This window comes from Agrobacterium sp. DE0009, assembly GCF_007680755.1.
Classification (GTDB): Bacteria; Pseudomonadota; Alphaproteobacteria; order Rhizobiales; family Rhizobiaceae; genus Agrobacterium; species Agrobacterium tumefaciens_B.
The window spans coordinates 1,557,089-1,574,958 of sequence record NZ_VEIU01000001.1 but is presented as its reverse complement, the minus strand read 5'-3'; the positions used below and the strand labels follow the sequence as shown (position 1 = coordinate 1,574,958).

At 59.0% G+C, this 17,870-nt stretch carries 18 protein-coding genes and 1 tRNA gene; 12 read left to right on the top strand and 7 right to left on the bottom strand.

What is annotated here, in order from left to right:
* Positions 1–100: 100 nt before the first annotated feature.
* Positions 101–526, top strand: a complete 426-nt coding sequence (locus FS804_RS07945) for an Hsp20 family protein (protein WP_063949562.1) — start codon at positions 101–103, stop codon at positions 524–526.
* Positions 527–582: 56 nt separating this feature from the next.
* Entirely contained in the window at positions 583–840 is a 258-nt protein-coding gene (locus FS804_RS07940; RefSeq protein ID WP_003503706.1) for a DUF1150 family protein, read from the top strand.
* Between the two features lie 41 nt (positions 841–881).
* Here FS804_RS07940 and FS804_RS07935 read toward each other — a convergent pair whose 3' ends face one another.
* Positions 882–1,478, bottom strand: coding sequence for an EF-hand domain-containing protein (locus FS804_RS07935; protein ID WP_144576038.1), 597 nt, complete (start codon positions 1,476–1,478; stop codon positions 882–884).
* A 100-nt stretch (positions 1,479–1,578) separates the two neighbouring features.
* A complete protein-coding gene (locus FS804_RS07930; protein WP_144576036.1) occupies positions 1,579–2,292 on the bottom strand; it encodes a pyrimidine 5'-nucleotidase in 714 nt (237 codons plus the stop codon).
* A 107-nt stretch (positions 2,293–2,399) separates the two neighbouring features.
* On the opposite strand from FS804_RS07930, the gene FS804_RS07925 reads away from it, so the two are divergent.
* Positions 2,400–3,317, top strand: coding sequence for a DMT family transporter (locus FS804_RS07925; RefSeq protein ID WP_144576034.1), 918 nt, complete (start codon positions 2,400–2,402; stop codon positions 3,315–3,317).
* Between the two features lie 45 nt (positions 3,318–3,362).
* On the opposite strand, the gene argB is transcribed toward FS804_RS07925, so the two are convergent.
* Entirely contained in the window at positions 3,363–4,247 is an 885-nt protein-coding gene (argB, locus tag FS804_RS07920; protein ID WP_004439672.1) for an acetylglutamate kinase, read from the bottom strand.
* A 250-nt stretch (positions 4,248–4,497) separates the two neighbouring features.
* Here argB and FS804_RS07915 point away from each other — a divergent pair, with 250 nt between their 5' ends.
* Positions 4,498–4,875 (top strand): hypothetical protein, encoded by a 378-nt coding sequence (locus FS804_RS07915; protein ID WP_144576032.1) that lies wholly within the window; start codon positions 4,498–4,500, stop codon positions 4,873–4,875.
* A 12-nt stretch (positions 4,876–4,887) separates the two neighbouring features.
* On the opposite strand, the gene yihA is transcribed toward FS804_RS07915, so the two are convergent.
* From yihA to rpmH, 4 genes are read right to left on the bottom strand one after another with little or no spacing between them, the layout of a single operon-like run.
* Positions 4,888–5,541 (bottom strand): ribosome biogenesis GTP-binding protein YihA/YsxC, encoded by a 654-nt coding sequence (yihA, locus tag FS804_RS07910; protein ID WP_063949566.1) that lies wholly within the window; start codon positions 5,539–5,541, stop codon positions 4,888–4,890.
* The gene (yidC, locus tag FS804_RS07905; protein WP_144576030.1) at positions 5,538–7,346 is read right to left on the bottom strand and encodes a membrane protein insertase YidC; all 1,809 of its coding nucleotides are present in this window, start codon (positions 7,344–7,346) and stop codon (positions 5,538–5,540) included. The genes yihA and yidC overlap by 4 nt, the downstream gene beginning before the upstream one ends.
* Positions 7,346–7,729, bottom strand: coding sequence for a ribonuclease P protein component (rnpA, locus tag FS804_RS07900; RefSeq protein ID WP_063949568.1), 384 nt, complete (start codon positions 7,727–7,729; stop codon positions 7,346–7,348). The genes yidC and rnpA overlap by 1 nt, the downstream gene beginning before the upstream one ends.
* A 35-nt stretch (positions 7,730–7,764) precedes the next feature.
* Positions 7,765–7,902 (bottom strand): 50S ribosomal protein L34, encoded by a 138-nt coding sequence (gene rpmH / locus FS804_RS07895; RefSeq protein ID WP_003493611.1) that lies wholly within the window; start codon positions 7,900–7,902, stop codon positions 7,765–7,767.
* Positions 7,903–8,251: 349 nt separating this feature from the next.
* Here rpmH and FS804_RS07885 point away from each other — a divergent pair, with 349 nt between their 5' ends.
* The 8 genes from FS804_RS07885 to FS804_RS07845 all read left to right on the top strand — a co-directional run bounded on the left by FS804_RS07885 (position 8,252) and on the right by FS804_RS07845 (position 17,866).
* Positions 8,252–10,291, top strand: a complete 2,040-nt coding sequence (locus FS804_RS07885; RefSeq protein ID WP_144576028.1) for a methyl-accepting chemotaxis protein — start codon at positions 8,252–8,254, stop codon at positions 10,289–10,291.
* A gap of 235 nt (positions 10,292–10,526) precedes the next feature.
* Positions 10,527–11,945 carry an ATP-binding protein gene (locus FS804_RS07880; RefSeq protein ID WP_063949569.1) on the top strand — a complete coding sequence of 473 codons (1,419 nt, stop codon included), beginning with the start codon at positions 10,527–10,529 and terminating at the stop codon, positions 11,943–11,945.
* Positions 11,946–12,162: 217 nt separating this feature from the next.
* A tRNA-Arg gene (locus FS804_RS07870) sits at positions 12,163–12,239 on the top strand.
* A 534-nt stretch (positions 12,240–12,773) separates the two neighbouring features.
* Entirely contained in the window at positions 12,774–13,919 is a 1,146-nt protein-coding gene (locus FS804_RS07865) for an ABC transporter ATP-binding protein (RefSeq protein WP_186376699.1), read from the top strand.
* A complete protein-coding gene (locus FS804_RS07860) occupies positions 13,916–14,842 on the top strand; it encodes a carbohydrate ABC transporter permease (RefSeq protein ID WP_144576026.1) in 927 nt (308 codons plus the stop codon). Before FS804_RS07865 ends, FS804_RS07860 begins: the two co-directional genes overlap by 4 nt.
* On the top strand, positions 14,842–15,663 hold the full coding sequence (locus FS804_RS07855) for a carbohydrate ABC transporter permease (RefSeq protein WP_144576024.1): 822 nt from the start codon (positions 14,842–14,844) through the stop codon (positions 15,661–15,663). Before FS804_RS07860 ends, FS804_RS07855 begins: the two co-directional genes overlap by 1 nt.
* 42 nt (positions 15,664–15,705) lie before the next feature.
* Positions 15,706–16,998 carry an ABC transporter substrate-binding protein gene (locus tag FS804_RS07850; protein WP_144576022.1) on the top strand — a complete coding sequence of 431 codons (1,293 nt, stop codon included), beginning with the start codon at positions 15,706–15,708 and terminating at the stop codon, positions 16,996–16,998.
* Positions 16,999–17,065: 67 nt separating this feature from the next.
* The gene (locus FS804_RS07845; protein ID WP_144576020.1) at positions 17,066–17,866 is read left to right on the top strand and encodes a phosphodiesterase; all 801 of its coding nucleotides are present in this window, start codon (positions 17,066–17,068) and stop codon (positions 17,864–17,866) included.
* Positions 17,867–17,870: the final 4 nt, after the last annotated feature.

Below are 17,870 nucleotides of genomic sequence, written 5' to 3'. Positions count from 1 at the left end.
GCGGGGCGGCTTCCCATATTGCTGGAGCCGGTGCGATTGACCGGCGGGCCGCCGGAAGCGGGGCCGCGAAACGTCGCTTGGTTGCAAGGACAGAAGAGATATGAGCCGCATGACGCCATTCACCCACCCGCTTTTGCTGGGTTTTGATGCCATGGAAAAAACGCTGGAGCGCATGGCGAAGGCCAATGACGGTTATCCTCCCTATAACATAGAGCGTCTGCCCGGCAGCGACGATATCCCCGAGCGCCTGCGGATCACCATCGCGGTGGCCGGCTTTTCGCAGGATGATCTTGATGTGACGACGGCGGACAACCAGCTCGTCATCCGGGGTCGTCAGCAGGAACAGGAAAAGCGGGATTTTCTCTATCGCGGCATTGCAGCGCGGCAATTCCAGCGGGTCTTCGTGCTTGCCGACGGCATGCAGGTGCGGGAAGCGCGGCTGCGCAACGGTCTTCTTTCCATCGATCTGGTCCGGCCCGAAATTTCAAACGTGGTAAAGAAAATTAATATTTCCGTCTCAGAGTAGACCATGAACGCCGGAATCGGACACGAATCGCTCGGCGTGAAGAAGGAGGCTGAAATATGCTTTTAAAAGAAGCGCATGCGCGTCTCACGCAGTCCCAGCTCGCTCATATTGGCGAAGGAGAAGTGGGATATATTCGCAAGATCCGTGCAGAAGACGTTAGCCGCTGTTTTCCCGAAGCGCCCGATCTTGATCCGCAACTCGATCTCTGGGCCTTGTTCGGCGCGGATGGGACGCCCATTCTCCTCACAGACAATCGCTCGAGCACCTTTTTCAAGGCGGCGGAAGACGATCTTAAAACAGTCAGTCTGCATTAGGAAAAAGCCCGCCTGTTGAGCGGGCTTTCTGCTCTTTTGGATTAGAGGAAGGGGCGGTCCGGCATGTCATCTATGGAGATGACGCCATCCTTGTTCCGGTCGAGCCGCTCGAACATCTTTTCGCCGGCTGCGGTGAATTCCGCTTTGCTGACCTGACCGTTCTCGTCGGTATCGGCCCAGCGGATCATTCCCAAGCCGCCACCCTTGCCGCCGTGCCGGCCCCAGCCCTGATGACCGGAACGGCCGCCGTGATCGCGCTCGGCGCGTTTGCCCTCGCGGGCGTTGGCCTCATCCGCCTTGGCGTCTTCCCGCTCAGGGCGCGGGTTGGCGGCGCGGAAAGCTTCCATCTTCGCCTTGCGATATTCGCGCATTTCCTTTGGCGTAATCGAGCCATCCTTGTCCTTGTCGATCTCAGCGAAAAGCGCATCCTGGCGGGCGACGAACTCTTCCTTCGTAATCTTGCCGTCCTTATTGGTATCGGCCACCTTCAAGAGGTGCACGAATGCCGCTTCCGGCCGGATCGGCATGCGATCCTTGTGGCCCTTGCCGGGCGCAGCAAAACTGGCCGTTGCGGCAGTGCTCAGCAAAAGGGCTGCGCCAAGAGCAGACAGGGCGATTTTGCGTGTGGTCATCGTCATTACCTTTCTTTGGTGTCCCTGAAGAAAAGATAATGACGTGCGACAGGCCCCACCACTTAAACATCCGTAAGGTGGATGAAGCTTCGGTAATGTTGAAGGTTCAGCGAGCAATCGCCCTCATCAGGAAACCGGTAAGGTCGTCGGTAATGTAGTCGATATGCTCATCCGTCACGGCAGGAATTTCCCAGCGTTCCATGATGACGCCCTCGAGATTGGAGGGTACGAGCAGCACGGTCTTCATGCCGAGCGCCTTAGGAGCCGCCAGATTGCGCGGCAAATCCTCGAACATCGCAGCCTTTTTTGTATCCAGTTTTGTAAGCGCTGCGAATTTCTCATAGGTCGCACTTGCCGGTTTCGGCAGGTAGTCCGCGGCGACGATGTCGAAGATGTCCTCGAAATGGTCGAGAATGCCGAGCGCACCGGCGGCGGCCTGCGCATGTTTGACGCTGCCATTGGTGAGGATGAACTTTCGGCCTGGCAGAGCCTTGATGGCTTCACCCAGTTCCGGATGTGGTTTCAGCGCCGAATAGTCGATGGCATGGGCACGTTCCAGAAACTCGTCGGGGCTGATACCATAATTGATCATCAAGCCCTGCAACGTCGTGCCATGGTCGTGATAATAACGCTTCTGCAGGACGCGGGCTTCTTCGGGGTCGAGCTTCAGGAGCTCGGCCACATAGGCCGTCATGTTGCGGTCGATCTGGGAAAACAGATTGACGTGATGCGGATAGAGCGTGTTGTCGAGATCGAAGACCCATTCGCTGACGTGGGCGAAATCGGCTGCGTCGGGCAGGTTTTTCGGCTTTGTATCCATGCGCTGCTTTATGCCTGTTTCAAATGCCGAAGAAAATCGAAAAAGGCGACGATTGCGCAGATAATCGCACTTGGCTGTGCGCTTCCGCGCATGGTACCGCCAAATCCATGGAACTCTGGATAGGCATTACTTTCGCGAGCGCGTTCCTGCAGAACCTGCGCTCGACATTGCAAAAGCACCTGAAGGCCATGATGGGCACGACGGGCGCGACCTTTGTGCGCTTCGTGTTCGGCATGCCTTTTGCTCTCGCCTATCTAGCATTTCTGCACCTGGGGCTTGGCCGCCCGCTGCCGGCGCCCAACATGTCGTTTGCCCTCTGGGCGACGGTCGGGGCCATGGCGCAGATCGCCGCCACATTCCTGCTGGTGCACCTGTTCTCTTTCCGCAATTTCGCAGTGGGAACGGCTTATTCACGCACGGAGCCGGCACAGGCGGCGCTGTTTGCTCTCATCTTCATCGGCGAAAGCGTCACGGGCGGTACATTGGCGGCGATAGCGATTTCGGTCGCCGGCGTCATGCTGATTTCCGTGGCGCGCACGGAAGTGACGCCAACATCTTTCCTCACCTCGATCTTTAGCCGAACGGCGGGTATTGGTCTTGCCTCGGGTGCCTTCTTCGGCCTGTCATCGGTCGCCTACCGATCGGCATCGCTGGCGCTTGGGCCGAGCCTGCCTGCCCCGGATGCGATGATGCAGGCGGGTTTCACCCTTGTCGTCGTCATCGTCATGCAAACGCTGTCGATGTTTCTCTGGATTCTCTGGCGAGAGCGGGAAGAATTGCGGAGCATCGTTAAGGTGTGGAAACCGTCGCTTGCGGTCGGTTTCGTGGGGGCCACGGCCTCATTCGGCTGGTTCACGGCGATGACCCTGCAGCAGGCTGCCGTGGTGAAGGCCCTGGCGCAGGTGGAGATGCTGTTCGCCTTCGCCTCTACCGTGCTGTTCTTCAAGGAGAAGATCAACCGGCTCGAACTCTCTGGCTGCCTGCTGATCGTGGTCGGGGTGCTTTCGCTTCTGGCATTCGGATGAATGCCTGCGTGGCGGACAGGTCAGCCATCCGCCACCTGAAGCACATCAGGGCACGATGAGCGTGCCGGCACCTTCGGTGAAGATTTCCAGAAGAACGGAGTGGGGCGTCTTGCCGTTCAGGATCACCACACCCTGAACGCCGGCCTTGATGGCGTCGATGCAGGTCTCGACCTTCGGGATCATGCCGCCGGAAATCGTGCCATCCTTGATGAGGGCGCGGGCCTGCGAGACGGTGAGTTCCTTGATGAGTTCCTTGTTCTTGTCGAGAACGCCGGGAACATCCGTGAGAAACAACAGACGCGAGGCGTGAAGCGCACCGGCAATGGCGCCGGCAAATGTATCGGCGTTGATGTTGTAGGTTGCGCCATCGCGGCCGGGCGCGACGGGGGCGATGACCGGAATCATCTCCGATTTTGCAAGCAGATCGAGCAGGGTGCGGTCGACTTCCACAACTTCGCCGACAAAACCGAGGTCGAGCACGCGCTCGATGTTGCTGTCGGGGTCGATAACGGTCTTTTTCGCCTTTTCGGCGAAGACCATGTTGCCATCCTTACCACAGAGACCGATGGCCCATTCGCCGGTCTGGTTGATGAGGGCGACGATTTCCTTGTTGATCGAGCCGGCCAGAACCATTTCAACGATCTCGACCGTCTTGGCGTCGGTAACGCGCAAGCCGCCCTCGAACTTCGATTCAATGCCCATCTTGCTCAGCATCGCACCGATCTGCGGACCGCCGCCATGCACGACGATGGGGTTGATGCCGGATTGCTTCAAAAGGGCGATGTCTTCCGCGAAAGCCTTTCCGAGCGTGGAATCACCCATGGCGTGACCGCCATATTTTACCACGATGGTCTTGTTTTCGTATTTCTGCATGAAAGGCAGAGCCTGTGCGAGCAGCCGCGCCTGAGTTTCGCTTTCGGAAGACGTCATCTAAAAACCTCGGTCTGTGGTTGCGGCCGTTGAAGCCTGTCACCGCTCTAAAGCAAGTTTTCAACGGATGAAATAACCTCCGGGCCTTATTGTGTCGCAGCGATCAAATTTCTTTTTTTAGTCTCCGAAGCATTGTTATGAGATTGACATAAACGGCCAATGGGACCAGCCTTGTAACGGAAGGGGAGGATCAATCAGGCCATGGTGCGTGCTTAACGTGCGGGTCTGAACGCGAGGAGATGTGAGCGACATGCCGGCACCCGATAAAGACAAGCAAAGCGGCTTACAGGACGAGGTTCTTGCCGGGAAATTTGTGTTGGGTGCCCTCCCGCCGGAAAATATGGCGGAACTGACCAAGCGGCTGAAGCGCGACCGGCAGTTCGCGGCAATGGTCAGGCGGTGGCGTGAAAATCTTGCGGAAACCGATCATCGTGAGAAGGCCGCGGTGGCAAGCCTGCTCCAGCGCAACCCGCTGGCCGAAGGTCTTCCCTTCAGGGGGCAGCCGCTGCGCACCGGGTCGCTGTTGGGGGCGATGCTCGTGGAAATCTGGAGTTCCGTTCGCTTCTGGCGACTGCTGGCATTGACGGCGATGGTGTGGACCGCCGCTCTCCTTTTCACCATTGCCTGATCGCGACTGTTTCTAAAGGGAAATCGTTCTGACGATTTCCGCCCGCAGGCTGTCGAGGCCGACGGATTTTTCCGACGATGTGGCCAGAACCTCCGGATAGGCCGCCGGGCGCTTGCGGATTTTCTCCAGTGTCTCGTTGATCAGCCGAGGCACCCCAGCTTCCTTGATCTTGTCCGTCTTCGTCAGCACGATCTGGTAGGATACGGCCGCCTTGTCGAGCAGGGTCAGCACTTCCTCGTCATTTTTTTTCACGCCGTGGCGGGAATCGATCAGCACATAGACGCGCTTCAGTGTCGCCCGCCCGCGCAGATAATCGAAGACGAGCTTGGTCCAGGCATCGACCTGATCCTTGGGAGCCTGCGCGTAACCATAGCCGGGCATGTCGACCAGCGCCATGGGCGGCAGATCACCCGCTTCACCGGAATAACCGTCAGGAACGAAGTAGTTGAGTTCCTGAGTCCGTCCCGGCGTGTTTGAGGTGCGGGCAAGCCCCTTGTGACCCACCAGTGCGTTGATGAGCGAGGACTTGCCGACATTTGAACGACCGGCAAATGCAATCTCCGGCGGCCCCTCGGGCGGCAGGAATTTCATCGCGGGAACGCCGCGAATGAAAATCCAGGGTCGCCCGAACAGGGGCTTTTCGGTTGCTGTGCCGGTATCACTCATTTCGATTGCACCGGCTTTCGCTTGAACAGCCCCTTGAGATTATCGAACAGTTCGATCTTGGCGCCGTGACGCTTCATGATGACGGCCTGCTGGCTGATGGAAAGCGTGTTGTTCCATGCCCAGTAGATGACCAGACCTGCCGGGAAGGAGGCCAGCATGAAGGTGAAGATAAGCGGCATCCAGGTGAAGATCATGGCCTGTGTCGGATCGGGCGGTGTCGGGTTCATGCGCATCTGCAGGAACATCGTGATGCCCATGATCAAAGGCCAGACGCCGATCATCAGGAAGTGCGGCACGTCGTAAGGCAGAAGGCCGAACAGGTTGAACAGCGAGGTCGGATCCGGCGCGGAAAGGTCGTGGATCCAGCCGAAGAACGGTGCATGCCGCATTTCGATGGTGACGTAGATGACCTTGTAAAGCGCAAAGAAGACCGGGATCTGCAGCAGCATTGGCCAGCAGCCGGCAACCGGATTGATCTTCTCTTCCTTGTAGAGCTGCATCATCGCCTGCTGCATGGCCATGCGGTCATCGCCATGCTTGGCCTTCAGCTCTTCCATCTTCGGCTGCACGCGCTTCATGTTGGCCATGGAAGCGTATTGCTTGCTGGCAAGCGGGAAGAACAGCGCCTTGACGACGATGGTGGTGAGCAGGATGGCCACGCCGAAGTTGCCAAAATAACGGAAGAAGAAATCCATCAGTTTGAACATCGGCTTGGTGATGAAGTAGAACCAGCCCCAGTCGATCAGAAGGTCGAACTTCGGAATGGCATAGGCCGTCTCGTAACCGTCAACCAGCGGAACTTCCTTGGCGCCGGCAAAGACGAGGCTTTTCAACTCGATGGACTGGCCCGGTTCAACCGTGAGCGCATCGCTCTTGAAGTCGGCCTGATAGCTCGGCTGATTGCCGGTAATGTGCGAGTAACGCGTCTCGAACGGGGTCGTCTGCGGCGGAACGATGGCTGCGGCCCAGTATTTATCGGTGATGCCGAGCCAGCCGCCGGTGGCCTTCGCAACCGTCACCGGCGCTTCTTCGACGTCCTTGTATTTTTCTTCCGTCAGGCTGCCATCCTTGCCGGCCACGCCAAGGAAACCTTCATGGATGACGAAGACCGGGGGGACGGCAGGTTTGTTGTTGCGTGTCACACGACCGTAGCTGGCAAGCGAGATCGCAGCCTGTCCAGGGTTTTCCACCTTGTCGGCGACCGAGATCATGTAATGCTCGTCGATCGAAACCGTACGGGTGAAGATGACGCCCTTGGAATTGGTGTAGGTAAGCGTGACCGGCGTGGTCTCCGTCAGCTTGTCGCCGCTGGCGAGCGTCCAGACGGTGCTCGGACCGGGAACGCCGCCGACGTCCTGCGCCGCAACGTAACCGAGTTCGGTAAAGTAGCCTTCCTTGCTGTCCGCCGGCGAGAACAGCGTGATGATCGGGCTCGAGTCATCAACGGTCTCGTGGTAATCCTTGAGCCGGATGTCATCGAAACGCGCGCCCGTGAGGTTGATGGAGCCGGCGATGGCATTGGTGTCGATCGCAACACGCTGGGTTCTTGCAATCGCTTCCTCGCGGGTGGCGGTGGCGGCGGCCTGCGGAACGGATGCTGGCGGAGCGCCCTCGACGGTCGCGCCCGGCGCCGGTGCGGCGCCCGAAGCCTGCTGCTGTTGCTGCGTTGTCTGCTGCTGCGCCTGGCGTGCCTCTTCGGCGCGGCGCTGCTGCTCGATACGCGGATTCATGTAAAGGAATTGCCAGGCGAGGACGATGACAACCGAAAGGGCTATCGCGATGAAGTAATTACGGTTTTTTTCCATCATTCTTTCCTGGAGCGGGTCTCCTGGGACCGTTTCGGTTTCGCCGTCCCTTCAATGCGCTCGATGAGGAGAGATTGAAGTCTGGGAAAGGCGGTGTCGAGAACGTCCCGGCGGGCGACAATCACATAGTCATGACCGGGTTTCATTGCGACCCCGGCAGAAAGCCTGACGGCTTCCTTGAGACGGCGGCGCATGCGATTTCGCTCGACCGCGTTGCCTTGTCTTTTTGTTACGGTAAAACCGACACGAGGCTCGGTTTCCGGGGCTTTCCGGTCAAGCACTTCCACAAGAAAGGTGCTTCCCCGCCGTTTTTCCCCCGCCTGAACGGCAAGAAACTCCGACCGGTTTTTAAGCCGGCCGGGGCTTTTTTTAGTCTCGCTCATGTGCCCGCGACTTTCATCGGGCCACAGATCGGCAATTAAGCCGAAAGACGAGCGCGGCCGCGCGCACGGCGGGCAGCGAGAACCTTGCGGCCGCCGGCAGTAGCCATGCGGGCACGGAAACCATGACGACGCTTGCGAACAAGCTTGGACGGTTGGTAAGTACGCTTCGACATTTATTTAATACCGCGGTGTGCGGCCCTTCTTGAATTTGCAATTATTTGCAAGAGCGTTTCGTTTTTTGCACGGCTAACCCCGCCTGGGCGAGCTTTCAATGGCCGAGCGTGCGCGGCTTATAAGGGCATAGGCCGAGCAAAGTCAATTGCCGAAGGGGTTTTCGCCCTTCACCTTTTGCGGAAAAGCGACCGCAATTCCTGTCATCTGCGGCCCACAATGGTTGAATCTGATGGCCAATCGGTAAATTCCGAAATTCTTTCTTAATGCCCCATTGATAAATCTTAGGACGCGAAAGTTATGCCGGCTGCCCATTTCCATAGCGTGGCTGGTTTTGTTGGGGGAACGAAATTGAGAATTCGCGGTCGTATCAATCTTCTCGTCGGACTGATGAGCCTTGTGGCCTGCACCATCGGCGGGCTGTCCATCTATGCGATCAACGAATTCTGGGTTCGGTCGCACCATTTCGAGGAGGCAGCCGAAAGGGCCTACAAGGGCGAAGCCCTGAACCGTCTTGTTACCGCGGTCGTCATGGAGGCGCGCGGCGTCTATGCGGCAGCCGATGTCGCAGCAGCCACCCCCTTTGCCGATGGCATGGTCAAGAACCTCGATGCCATGGAGAAGCTCATTACCAGTTGGGCACCGCTCGTGCCGGCAGAACAACAGGCAAGCTTTGACAAGCTTGTTGGCCGGTCGAAAGAATTCCGGGCCTTCCGTCTCGAGACCGTTCGGCTCGCGAAGGAAAACGGGCCGCAGGCCGCCAGCCAGCAGGGCAATAACGAAGCGAACCGCGCCAACCGTAAAGCTTATCAGGCCGAGATCGACAGTGTCGTGAAAAACGATATTGCCGAACTGGAAGTCGTGAAGGCCGGCGTGGATACGTTCAGCACCTCCATATTCTGGGTGATCGTTGCGGTCACGGTTGCCGGCGTGGGTGCCGGTGCCGCCTTCGGTGTCTACATTGGAACGCGGCAGCTCAGCGCGCCCATCCGTCGGGTTTCGCAGGTGATGAATAAGGTTGCCGACGGAAATCTGGATGTTGACGTTCCCTATCTCGGCCGCAATGACGAAATCGGCGAGATGGCGGCAGCCGTCGAGATCTTCAAGAAGAACGGCCGCGAGGTGCGCCGCATGAATGCGCAGGAGACCGCCATGCGCGCCAAGAGCGACGACCTGCAGGCCGGTATGGCCGTTGTTGTCGACGCCGCCGCTCAGGGCGATTTCAGCCGCCGCATCAATAAGGATTATGGCGATGAAAACCTCAACCGCTTCGCAGCGACCATCAATTCGCTACTCACCGGCGTTCATAATGGCGTGTCCGAAACCAGTCGTGTCATCGAATGTCTGGCGCGCGGCGACCTGACGGAACGCATGGAGGGTGAATTCCGCGGCGTGTTCGGCGAACTTCAGGACAACGTCAACCAGACGATGAACAAGCTGCGCGAGACCATGCGCGAGGTACGTGGCAGCACGGAGGGAATCAGCGGCAATGCCGGCGAATTGCGCTCTGCGGCTGATGATCTGTCGAAGCGCACGGAGCAGCAGGCCGCAGCATTGGAAGAAACCTCTGCCGCACTGGATGAAATCACCGCCGTCGTGCGCAACTCTACCGACCGTGCGCAGGAAGCCAGCGCCATGGTCGCCGAAACCAAACAGAAAACGGAAGAATCTGCCAGCGTCGTGCGCGATGCGGTATCCGCGATGGATCGCATCGAACACGCCTCGCGCGAAATCAGCCAGATCATCAATGTCATTGACGAGATCGCCTTTCAGACCAATCTTCTGGCGTTGAATGCCGGTGTGGAAGCCGCCCGTGCAGGCGAGGCCGGCAAGGGGTTCGCCGTCGTCGCTCAGGAGGTGCGCGAACTGGCGCAACGGTCCGCAACGGCTGCAAAGGATATCAAGGCACTGATCACCAAATCCGGCGAAGAGGTCGGCCGCGGCGTGTCGCTGGTCCAGAGAACCGGTAGCGCCTTGAGTGAGATCGAGACCCGTGTCCTCGCCATCAACGAGCACATCCATTCGATCGCGACAGCCGCCAGAGAACAGTCCACCGGTCTGCACGAAGTCAACACCGCCATCAACCAGATGGATCAGGTGACGCAGCGCAACGCCGCGATGGTGGAGGAAACCTCGGCTGCGACCCATAAGCTGAGCAGCGAGGCGGATCATCTTGTGACGCTTGTGACCCGGTTTAATGTGGGTGCCGAGAATGCGCCACGCAATCAGCGCATGGAGCCGGCTCCAAGGCCGAAGATGGCACCTGCCGGACCGGTCGCAGTTTCCGGGCGGACAGCCGCTGTTGCGTCTCCGGCCCGCAAGCTGATGAACAGCGTCAGCCGCGCGATGAACGCCGCGCCCGCCGCCCAGGGTAACTGGCAGGAGTTCTAAAGACGACTATTTCGTTTGTACTGAAACGCCGCCCCTGCCGGGCGGCGTTTGTTTTTGCGTGTGGGAAACGTTTATTTTGCAGTGCATTGGAAAAAGATGCATTAGGTCCTATTATCATCGCTGCATATAAACCGAGCCGTTTAACGCGAAAGCGGCACGCAGACAGGACCATGGCCCGGTGTTTTCTAAAGGCGTAGACAGCTTGGACCGCACGCAAGACGATCCGGCGCATACGATGCCGGGATTGACCGCCGGTCTTTCCGGACGCCTGCTGCTGCTCACGGTCATTTTCGTGATGATCGCCGAAGTGCTGATCTTTGTGCCTTCCGTCGCCAATATGCGTCTCTCCTGGCTGCGGGACCGGCTGAACACGGCTGCGGCCGCAGGGGCGGTCATTGACGGCCTGCAGGCGGAACTGCCGCGAAGCGTGCAGAACGATACCCTGATGGCAACAGGGGCGAAGCTTATTGCCCTGCGTAAGGACGGCACGTCGCGCCTGCTGGCGGCGGCGGAAACCCCGCCCGCCGTCGATGACCAATACGATCTTTCTGACGTTTCCCAGATCGCAGCCGTACGGGATGCTTTCTCCACGCTGTTGTTCGGCGGCAATCGCGTCATCCGCGTCTTTGACGTGGTGGGCGACAGCGACACCATTATCGAACTCGTGTTGGGCGAAAACAAGCTGCGGGCGGCGATGCTTGCTTACGCCAGGAATGTCTTTCTGATTTCCATCGTCTTGTCGCTCATCACGGCCGGTCTGATCTTCGTCTCCATCAATCGCATCATGATCCGGCCGATACGCCGGTTGACGCTTGGCATGCAGAACTTTTCTGAAGATCCCGGTAATCCCGAGCGGATTTTCGTGCCGGACGAAGGGACTGACGAATTGTCCGTCGCTGGTCGCCATCTCGCCGACATGCAGACCCAGCTGCAAAGGACGCTGCGCCAGCAGAAGAACCTCGCCGATCTTGGTCTTGCCGTATCGAAGATCAACCATGACATGCGCAACATCCTGTCCTCCGCGCAGCTTATGTCTGACCGCCTTGTCGATGCCAAGGACCCCATGGTGAGAAGTTTCGCGCCGAAGCTGTTGCGCACCATTGACCGCGCCGTTGCCTATACCGGTGAGGTTCTGGCTTATGGACAGGCGACCGAGGGCGCGCCGAAACGCAAGATGGTGCAGTTGAGCCTTCTTGTGCGGGACGTGCGCGATATCCTGGCGCTGGACGATGAGAGCGGCATTGAGTTTCATGACAGCGTGCCCGCCGATCTCACGATCGATGCGGACTCCGAACAGCTTTTCCGCGTCATCCACAATCTCTGTCGCAACGCGGTTCAGGCATTGCAATCCGATACGACCAGCACCGCGGCAAGGCATCTCTCCATTTCCGCCCAGCGGGCCGGCGACGTCGTCAGCATCGTCATCGACGACAACGGGCCGGGGATGCCGCGCAAGGCGAGGGAAAACCTGTTTTCCGCTTTCCGGGGTTCGGCCCGATCAGGCGGCACCGGCCTTGGCCTCGTCATTGCCCGCGAGCTGGTGCTTGCCCATGGCGGCACCATTGCGCTCGTTGAAAAGCCGGGTCCAGGCACGCAGTTCCGCATCGAAATCGCCGACCGCACCGCCTCCGTACAGGCTGCCAGAACGGCCTGAAAAACCGGCGCTAAATCAGGTTCGAAAACCCATTATCGCCAACGGAATCCAGGCTCCGTCAGGTTCGCAAAAAATGGTCCGTATGGAATTCTTAACGAAATCAATGTGATACGCGAATTGCTGCGGAAAAATGACAATTTCCAAACGAAATCGCTTGCATTCGCCATGAGGACGTTTTAGAGGATCGCCACGCCACCGGAAACGACCGGAACGGCACGCACCCGTAGCTCAGCTGGATAGAGCACCAGACTACGAATCTGGGGGTCAGGAGTTCGAATCTCTTCGGGTGCGCCATTTCTTTTTCCTTAAAATAAGCTTCCGAGACGACGCCACTGGTTGTCGTGCGCCGACGTGTATCTTCAAATGGTGTTCCGCCCGTATTCGCGGCGAAGCTTCGCAACGCTGAATGAATTTCGAACATAGCGAATATATGTTGAAGTCCTACGCCCATCAGATGGCGCAACGTGAAAGCCATCTTGGCAACGGGCAAGATGTCTAAATGCTCGATTGCTGAAAGCTACGACTGCCTCCGGCCGCTGATCTTGTGTGGCATGGCGAAGGCGAGAGAGCTTGCCAAGGCTTGAGTTCGTGTGACTCTCCCCGCCGGAGAGTTTTAGTTCCGCCGACCCGGTTTTCAGCCGGTGAAAGCGTGCTGAAAAGACATCCGAATACCCCCCTCAATATTAGTGGTTTTAGGCGGAGGTCTATACCGTAACGTTTTCCTATGGCCCGGGATTATCGGGCTTTCGAGTGTCATCGAACTTTCCGCAAACCTTCGTCATCCTGTCACACAACAACAGCATATGCGCTCCAGAATAGGAGCGCAGAATGACGCCACAATCACTTGAGCTTTCGGGAATCGGCAAGGGCTTTGGCGCTGACGATGTTCTGAAAGAGATCGACCTCTCCATCCGTCCGGGAGAGTTTTTGTCCCTCGTCGGCATGTCGGGCTGCGGCAAGTCCACGCTGCTGCGCATCATCGCAGGTCTGGAATCACCGGATCGCGGTTCGATCTCGATCGGTGGACAGGATGTGACCGACATCGATCCCAGCGATCGTAATCTCGCGATGGTGTTCCAGTCCTATGCGCTTTATCCGCATATGAGCGTGCGCCAGAATATTGCGACGCCGTTGCGCATGCGGCGTCTGCCCTTGGCGGCCCGCCTGCCGCTGGTGGGGCGGTTCGCAGCGCCGGCAGAAACATTGAAGCAGATCGATGCGGCCGTTGAGCAGGCGGCCGAGACGCTGCAGATCGCGCATTTGCTGGATCGCAAGCCGGCGCAGCTTTCCGGTGGCCAGCGCCAGCGTGTGGCGCTTGCGCGGGCGCTGGTGCGTTCGCCCGCAGCCTTCCTGATGGATGAGCCGCTTTCCAACCTCGACGCCAAGCTCCGCGCCCACATGCGTGAGGAACTGGCGGGCCTGCATCGCCGGCTCGGGGCAACCTTCATCTATGTCACTCACGACCAGATCGAAGCCATGACCATGTCCGACCGCATCGCCTTGATGTCGGAAGGCCGCATCGAACAGCTGGGCACGCCGGACGAGCTTTATCGCAAGCCCGCCACACTGACCGTCGCCCGCTTCATCGGCACACCATCGATCAACCTGCTACCGGTCGAAATCGATACGCAGGGTAAGGTCACGGCGTTTGGACGCGATCTCGGCCTGGAGGGTGCGGGCCGCGATGCCGGCCCGGCGACGCTCGGCCTTCGCGCCGAAGATTTGCGTCCGGGCACGGAGGGCTTCGCCGTGCGTGTGGTGCGCAGCGAAACGCACGGCGCCGACCGTTACGTGAGCTGCCGCCTGCTGAACGACGAGACTGTCGCCGTCACCTTGCGGCAGGGGGCGGGCGAGGCGTTGGGTGCCGACGCCAATGGCGTTTTGACTCTCGGCTTTGCGCCGGATCGTGCGCATCTTTTCGCAGCCGATGGCCTGCGTCGCAAGGTGATAGTGCGCGAACGGGTGCCGGCATGACGGCGGTTGATTTCTCCTCGGCTGCGCGCACGAAGGCGCGCCCGCGGCAGTCAAAGGCAGACCGGCGGATGATCTGGCGCGGCCTGATGTTTGCCGCACCCGCAAGCCTGCTGCTCTTCGCGATCTATATTGCCCCGATGGTCGTTCTGGCCGCTTTTTCTGTCACCGACTACCAGCTGGGTTCGCTCTCCACCCGCTTTGTCGGTCTGGGCAACTTCATCAAGGCATTTCAGGACCCGGTTTTCCTGCGTGCGCTGGTGAATACCGCCATCTATGCGCTCATCGTCATTCCCTTCGGCGTGTTTCTCGCACTCGGCGCGGCTTTGCTTGTTTATAACCGCAAACGCAGCCGCGCTTTCTGGGAAGTGGCCTATTTCCTTCCCGTCACCGCAACGCTCGTCGCCATGGCAACGGTTTGGCAGTTCCTGCTGCACCCGTCCCTTGGGCCGGTGAACGCGGCAATCAAGTGGTTCGGTTTCGAACCGGTCGCGTTTCTCTCCAACCCCGTTCTCCTAATCCCAACCATGGCGCTGATGGGCGTCTGGCAGGTTCTGGGCTTCAACATGGTGCTGTTCCTTGCCGGCCTCACGGCCATTTCGAAGGATCTGCATGAGGCGGCGCGGCTGGATGGCGCCAGGAACCCGATCGACCGGTTTCTGACCGTCACATGGCCGATGCTGGGGCCGACGACCATGTTTGTGGTCGTTACCACCTCCATCTCCGCCTTCAAGGTGTTCGAGACGGTCGCCGTGCTGACCAAGGGCCGCTCCGGTTCCGAGACCCTGCTCTACGATCTTTATCTTGAAGGTTTCGAATATTCCAACACCGGTTATGCCGCTGCGCTGACGATCATCTTTCTCGCGATCGTGCTGATTCTGTCTATCGGCCAGACGCTGCATATGGACCGGAAGGTGCATTACTGATGGCCGCGTTCCGCAAATATCTCCCGCATCTCGTGCTTGCGCTCGGCGCCCTCGTGATGCTCCTGCCGTTCTATTGGATGGTGCTGACCTCGATCCGCTCGCCTGCGGAAATATTCGACGTCTCCCTCTGGCCGATCCCGCAAAAGTTCGACGCTGTCGATAACTATGCCCGGGCGGCAGGGCAGGTGCCGATGGCGCGCTTCATGCTGAACGGCGTCATCGTCTGCGGCGGTATTCTCGTCGTGCAGATCCTGACCTCGGTTCCCGCTGCCTATGCTTTGGCAAAGCTCCGCTTCCCCGGCCGCAAGCTGCTACTGGGCCTCGTCATTGCAGCACTCTGCGTTCCCATTCAGGCGCTGGCGTTGCCGCTCTTCGTCGGTCTGGCCAAGACGCAGCTTCTCAACACCTACTTTGCGATGATGATGCCGTTCTTCCTGTCGGTTTTCGCCATCTTCCTGTTCAACCAGTCCTTCCGCAGCTACCCCGATGAAATCATCGAGGCTGCCCGCATGGACGGTTTCTCGGAAATGGAGATTTGCTGGGGGCTGGTGCTTCGCGGGTCCCTGCCGTCGCTTGCGGCTTTCTCGATCTTTTCGCTCGTTGCCCATTGGAACGATCTCTACTGGCCGATGATCGTCATTTCCGACACCAATCTCGCCCCGCCGCCGCTCGGCATGATGCTATTCGCCGATGTCGAATCCGGCGCCAATTACGGTGCGCTGATGGCGGGCGCCACACTGATTACCGCGCCGATGGTGCTGTGCTTCCTCCTCGCACGGCGGCACTTTATCGCCGGTATTACCATGACCGGCGTCAAGTGACGCCGTTCAAACTTCCCCCTCCCAACCTCTCTGGAGACTGACATGAAACTCAACCGACGCGCTGTGATGGGCGGTCTGGCTCTCGGCATGGCTTTTGCTGGCCTCGCACAGCCAGTTTTCGCCAACGAAATCACGCTCAATGTTCTCTACAACCTGCCTGGCTTCACGAAATTCCATCAGCCGCTGGCCGATGAATTCATGAAGAAGAACCCGGATGTGAAGATCAACTTCCTCGCTCCAACCGCCGGTTACAACGAAGGCCAGCAGCAGGTTCTGCGCTCTGCCGTCACAGGCAATCTGCCCGACGTTTACTTCTCTGGCTACAATCTGACGGCGGAACTGGTGCACACGCTGGCCCCGCGCAACCAGATCACCGACCTCGGCCCGTTCATTCAGGCTGAAGGCGGTCAGGCTTTCCTCGACAAGAACTACAGCCCCAAGATGGCCGCGCTTGGCCAGATCGATGGCAAGCAGTACGGCCTGCCGGTCAACGCTTCCTCGCCGATCATCTACATCAACTCCGACCTCGTCACCAAGGCTGGCGGCGACCCGGACAAGATGCCGACGACCTTCCCTGAGCTGATCGCGCTCGCCAAGAAGATCAAGGCTCTCGACCCCAAGTTTGCCGGCATGAGCTACGACATCAATGGCTGGCCGGATGACTGGTTGTGGCAGGCGCTCATTGTCGAACAGGGCGGCAAGCTCGTTGACGAGAAGACCAAGACCGTTGCCTTCGACAACGAGATCGGCCTCAACGCCCTGAAGATGACCCGCCAGTTCGTCACCGAAGGTGGCCAGAACCTGCTCGACTGGGATCAGTCGCGCCAGCAGTTCGGTGCAGGCCTCACCGGCTTCATCTTCTCCACGCCCGCTCACGTTCAGACGATCCAGGGCCTGGTCGGCGATCGCTTCAAACTGAAGACGGCGACCTTCCCGCTCGACAACAAGGAGAAGGGCGGCGTGCCGACCGGCGGCAACTCTGCCGTCATTCTGACGCAGGAAAAGGCCAAGCAGGATGCTGCCTGGAAATACCTGAAGTGGATCACCGGTCCGGAAGCACAGAACACCATCGTTCGCATCACCGGTTACCTGCCGACCAACAGGCTGGCCACCGGCCCGGACTTCCTCGCTCCCTATTATGTCGAGAACCCGAATGTGAAGACCGCTTCGCTTCAGGCTGACCGTTCGCTTCCCTGGGCCGGTTATCCGGGCGGCGATTCCGTCCGCATCTGGCGCACCCAGCGTGACATCATCGGCACCGTCATGCGCGGTGAAGTAACGCCGGAAGCGGGTCTCAAGCAGATTGTCGAGCAGACCAACGCCCTGCTGAAATAAGCAGAGCCATGAGAGAGGCTGCGGGGAAATCCGTTCCCGCAGCCATTTTGCGCAGAAAGCCCCCCTTATGAAGATCATCCAGATCACCGACACCCATCTCGTACCCCCCGGCATTGCTGTAAACGGCGTCGACGCGGAAAAGCAGCTGCGCGCGGCAATCGCCGATATTGTCGAAAAACATGCCGACGCCAATCTTCTTGTGGTGACGGGTGATCTTTGCAATTACGGCGAGCCGGAAGCCTATGAGCTGCTTCGCGACATCCTCGCGCCAGTCTCGATTCCCGTGCGGTTGATGCTCGGCAATCATGATCGTCGCCCTGAATTCGTGGCGGCATTTCCGGAGCAGCCGCGCGACGATAATGGCTATATCCAGTCCTTCATCGATACCGAATTTGGCCGCTTGCTGTTTCTCGACAGCCATGAATCCGATGTCATCGGCGGCATCTATGGCGCGGATCGTCTGGCATGGCTGGAGAGTGCGCTGGAAAGCGCGGGCGATTTGCCGGTAACGGTGTTCGTTCATCATCCCCCGATGGATTGCGGCATCCGCCATTTCGAACATATCGGCATGCATGATGACGGCGCCGTCATGCGCCGGCTCGCCGCTCACCCGGCCGGTGTGCGTCACATCATCTTTGGCCATATCCATGTGCCGATGGCAGGCACCACGGCCGAAGGCATCGCATATAGTTCCGGCCAGGCCTGCGCGCATCGCTTCATCACGGATATCGATGTTGTCGATCCGCTGTGGACGGGTGGTAATCCCTGTTACCGGGTCATAAGCCTTGGTGCATTCGGCCTGCGTGCCTTTGACGCGGAAGTTGGGCAGGCCGTTCTGGGCCAGGCACCTGTTTGCGAAGGCCCCTGACAAG

Coding starts and splice junctions, on each gene's coding strand:
- FS804_RS07945 (WP_063949562.1), top strand. CDS start 101: ATGAGCCGCATGACGCCATTCACCCACCCGCTTTTGCTGGGTTTTGAT.
- FS804_RS07940 (WP_003503706.1), top strand. CDS start 583: ATGCTTTTAAAAGAAGCGCATGCGCGTCTCACGCAGTCCCAGCTCGCT.
- FS804_RS07935 (WP_144576038.1), bottom strand. CDS start 1,478: ATGACGATGACCACACGCAAAATCGCCCTGTCTGCTCTTGGCGCAGCC.
- FS804_RS07930 (WP_144576036.1), bottom strand. CDS start 2,292: ATGGATACAAAGCCGAAAAACCTGCCCGACGCAGCCGATTTCGCCCAC.
- FS804_RS07925 (WP_144576034.1), top strand. CDS start 2,400: ATGGAACTCTGGATAGGCATTACTTTCGCGAGCGCGTTCCTGCAGAAC.
- argB (WP_004439672.1), bottom strand. CDS start 4,247: ATGACGTCTTCCGAAAGCGAAACTCAGGCGCGGCTGCTCGCACAGGCT.
- FS804_RS07915 (WP_144576032.1), top strand. CDS start 4,498: ATGCCGGCACCCGATAAAGACAAGCAAAGCGGCTTACAGGACGAGGTT.
- yihA (WP_063949566.1), bottom strand. CDS start 5,541: ATGAGTGATACCGGCACAGCAACCGAAAAGCCCCTGTTCGGGCGACCC.
- yidC (WP_144576030.1), bottom strand. CDS start 7,346: ATGGAAAAAAACCGTAATTACTTCATCGCGATAGCCCTTTCGGTTGTC.
- rnpA (WP_063949568.1), bottom strand. CDS start 7,729: ATGAGCGAGACTAAAAAAAGCCCCGGCCGGCTTAAAAACCGGTCGGAG.
- rpmH (WP_003493611.1), bottom strand. CDS start 7,902: ATGTCGAAGCGTACTTACCAACCGTCCAAGCTTGTTCGCAAGCGTCGT.
- FS804_RS07880 (WP_063949569.1), top strand. CDS start 10,527: ATGCCGGGATTGACCGCCGGTCTTTCCGGACGCCTGCTGCTGCTCACG.
- FS804_RS07865 (WP_186376699.1), top strand. CDS start 12,774: ATGACGCCACAATCACTTGAGCTTTCGGGAATCGGCAAGGGCTTTGGC.
- FS804_RS07860 (WP_144576026.1), top strand. CDS start 13,916: ATGACGGCGGTTGATTTCTCCTCGGCTGCGCGCACGAAGGCGCGCCCG.
- FS804_RS07855 (WP_144576024.1), top strand. CDS start 14,842: ATGGCCGCGTTCCGCAAATATCTCCCGCATCTCGTGCTTGCGCTCGGC.
- FS804_RS07850 (WP_144576022.1), top strand. CDS start 15,706: ATGAAACTCAACCGACGCGCTGTGATGGGCGGTCTGGCTCTCGGCATG.
- FS804_RS07845 (WP_144576020.1), top strand. CDS start 17,066: ATGAAGATCATCCAGATCACCGACACCCATCTCGTACCCCCCGGCATT.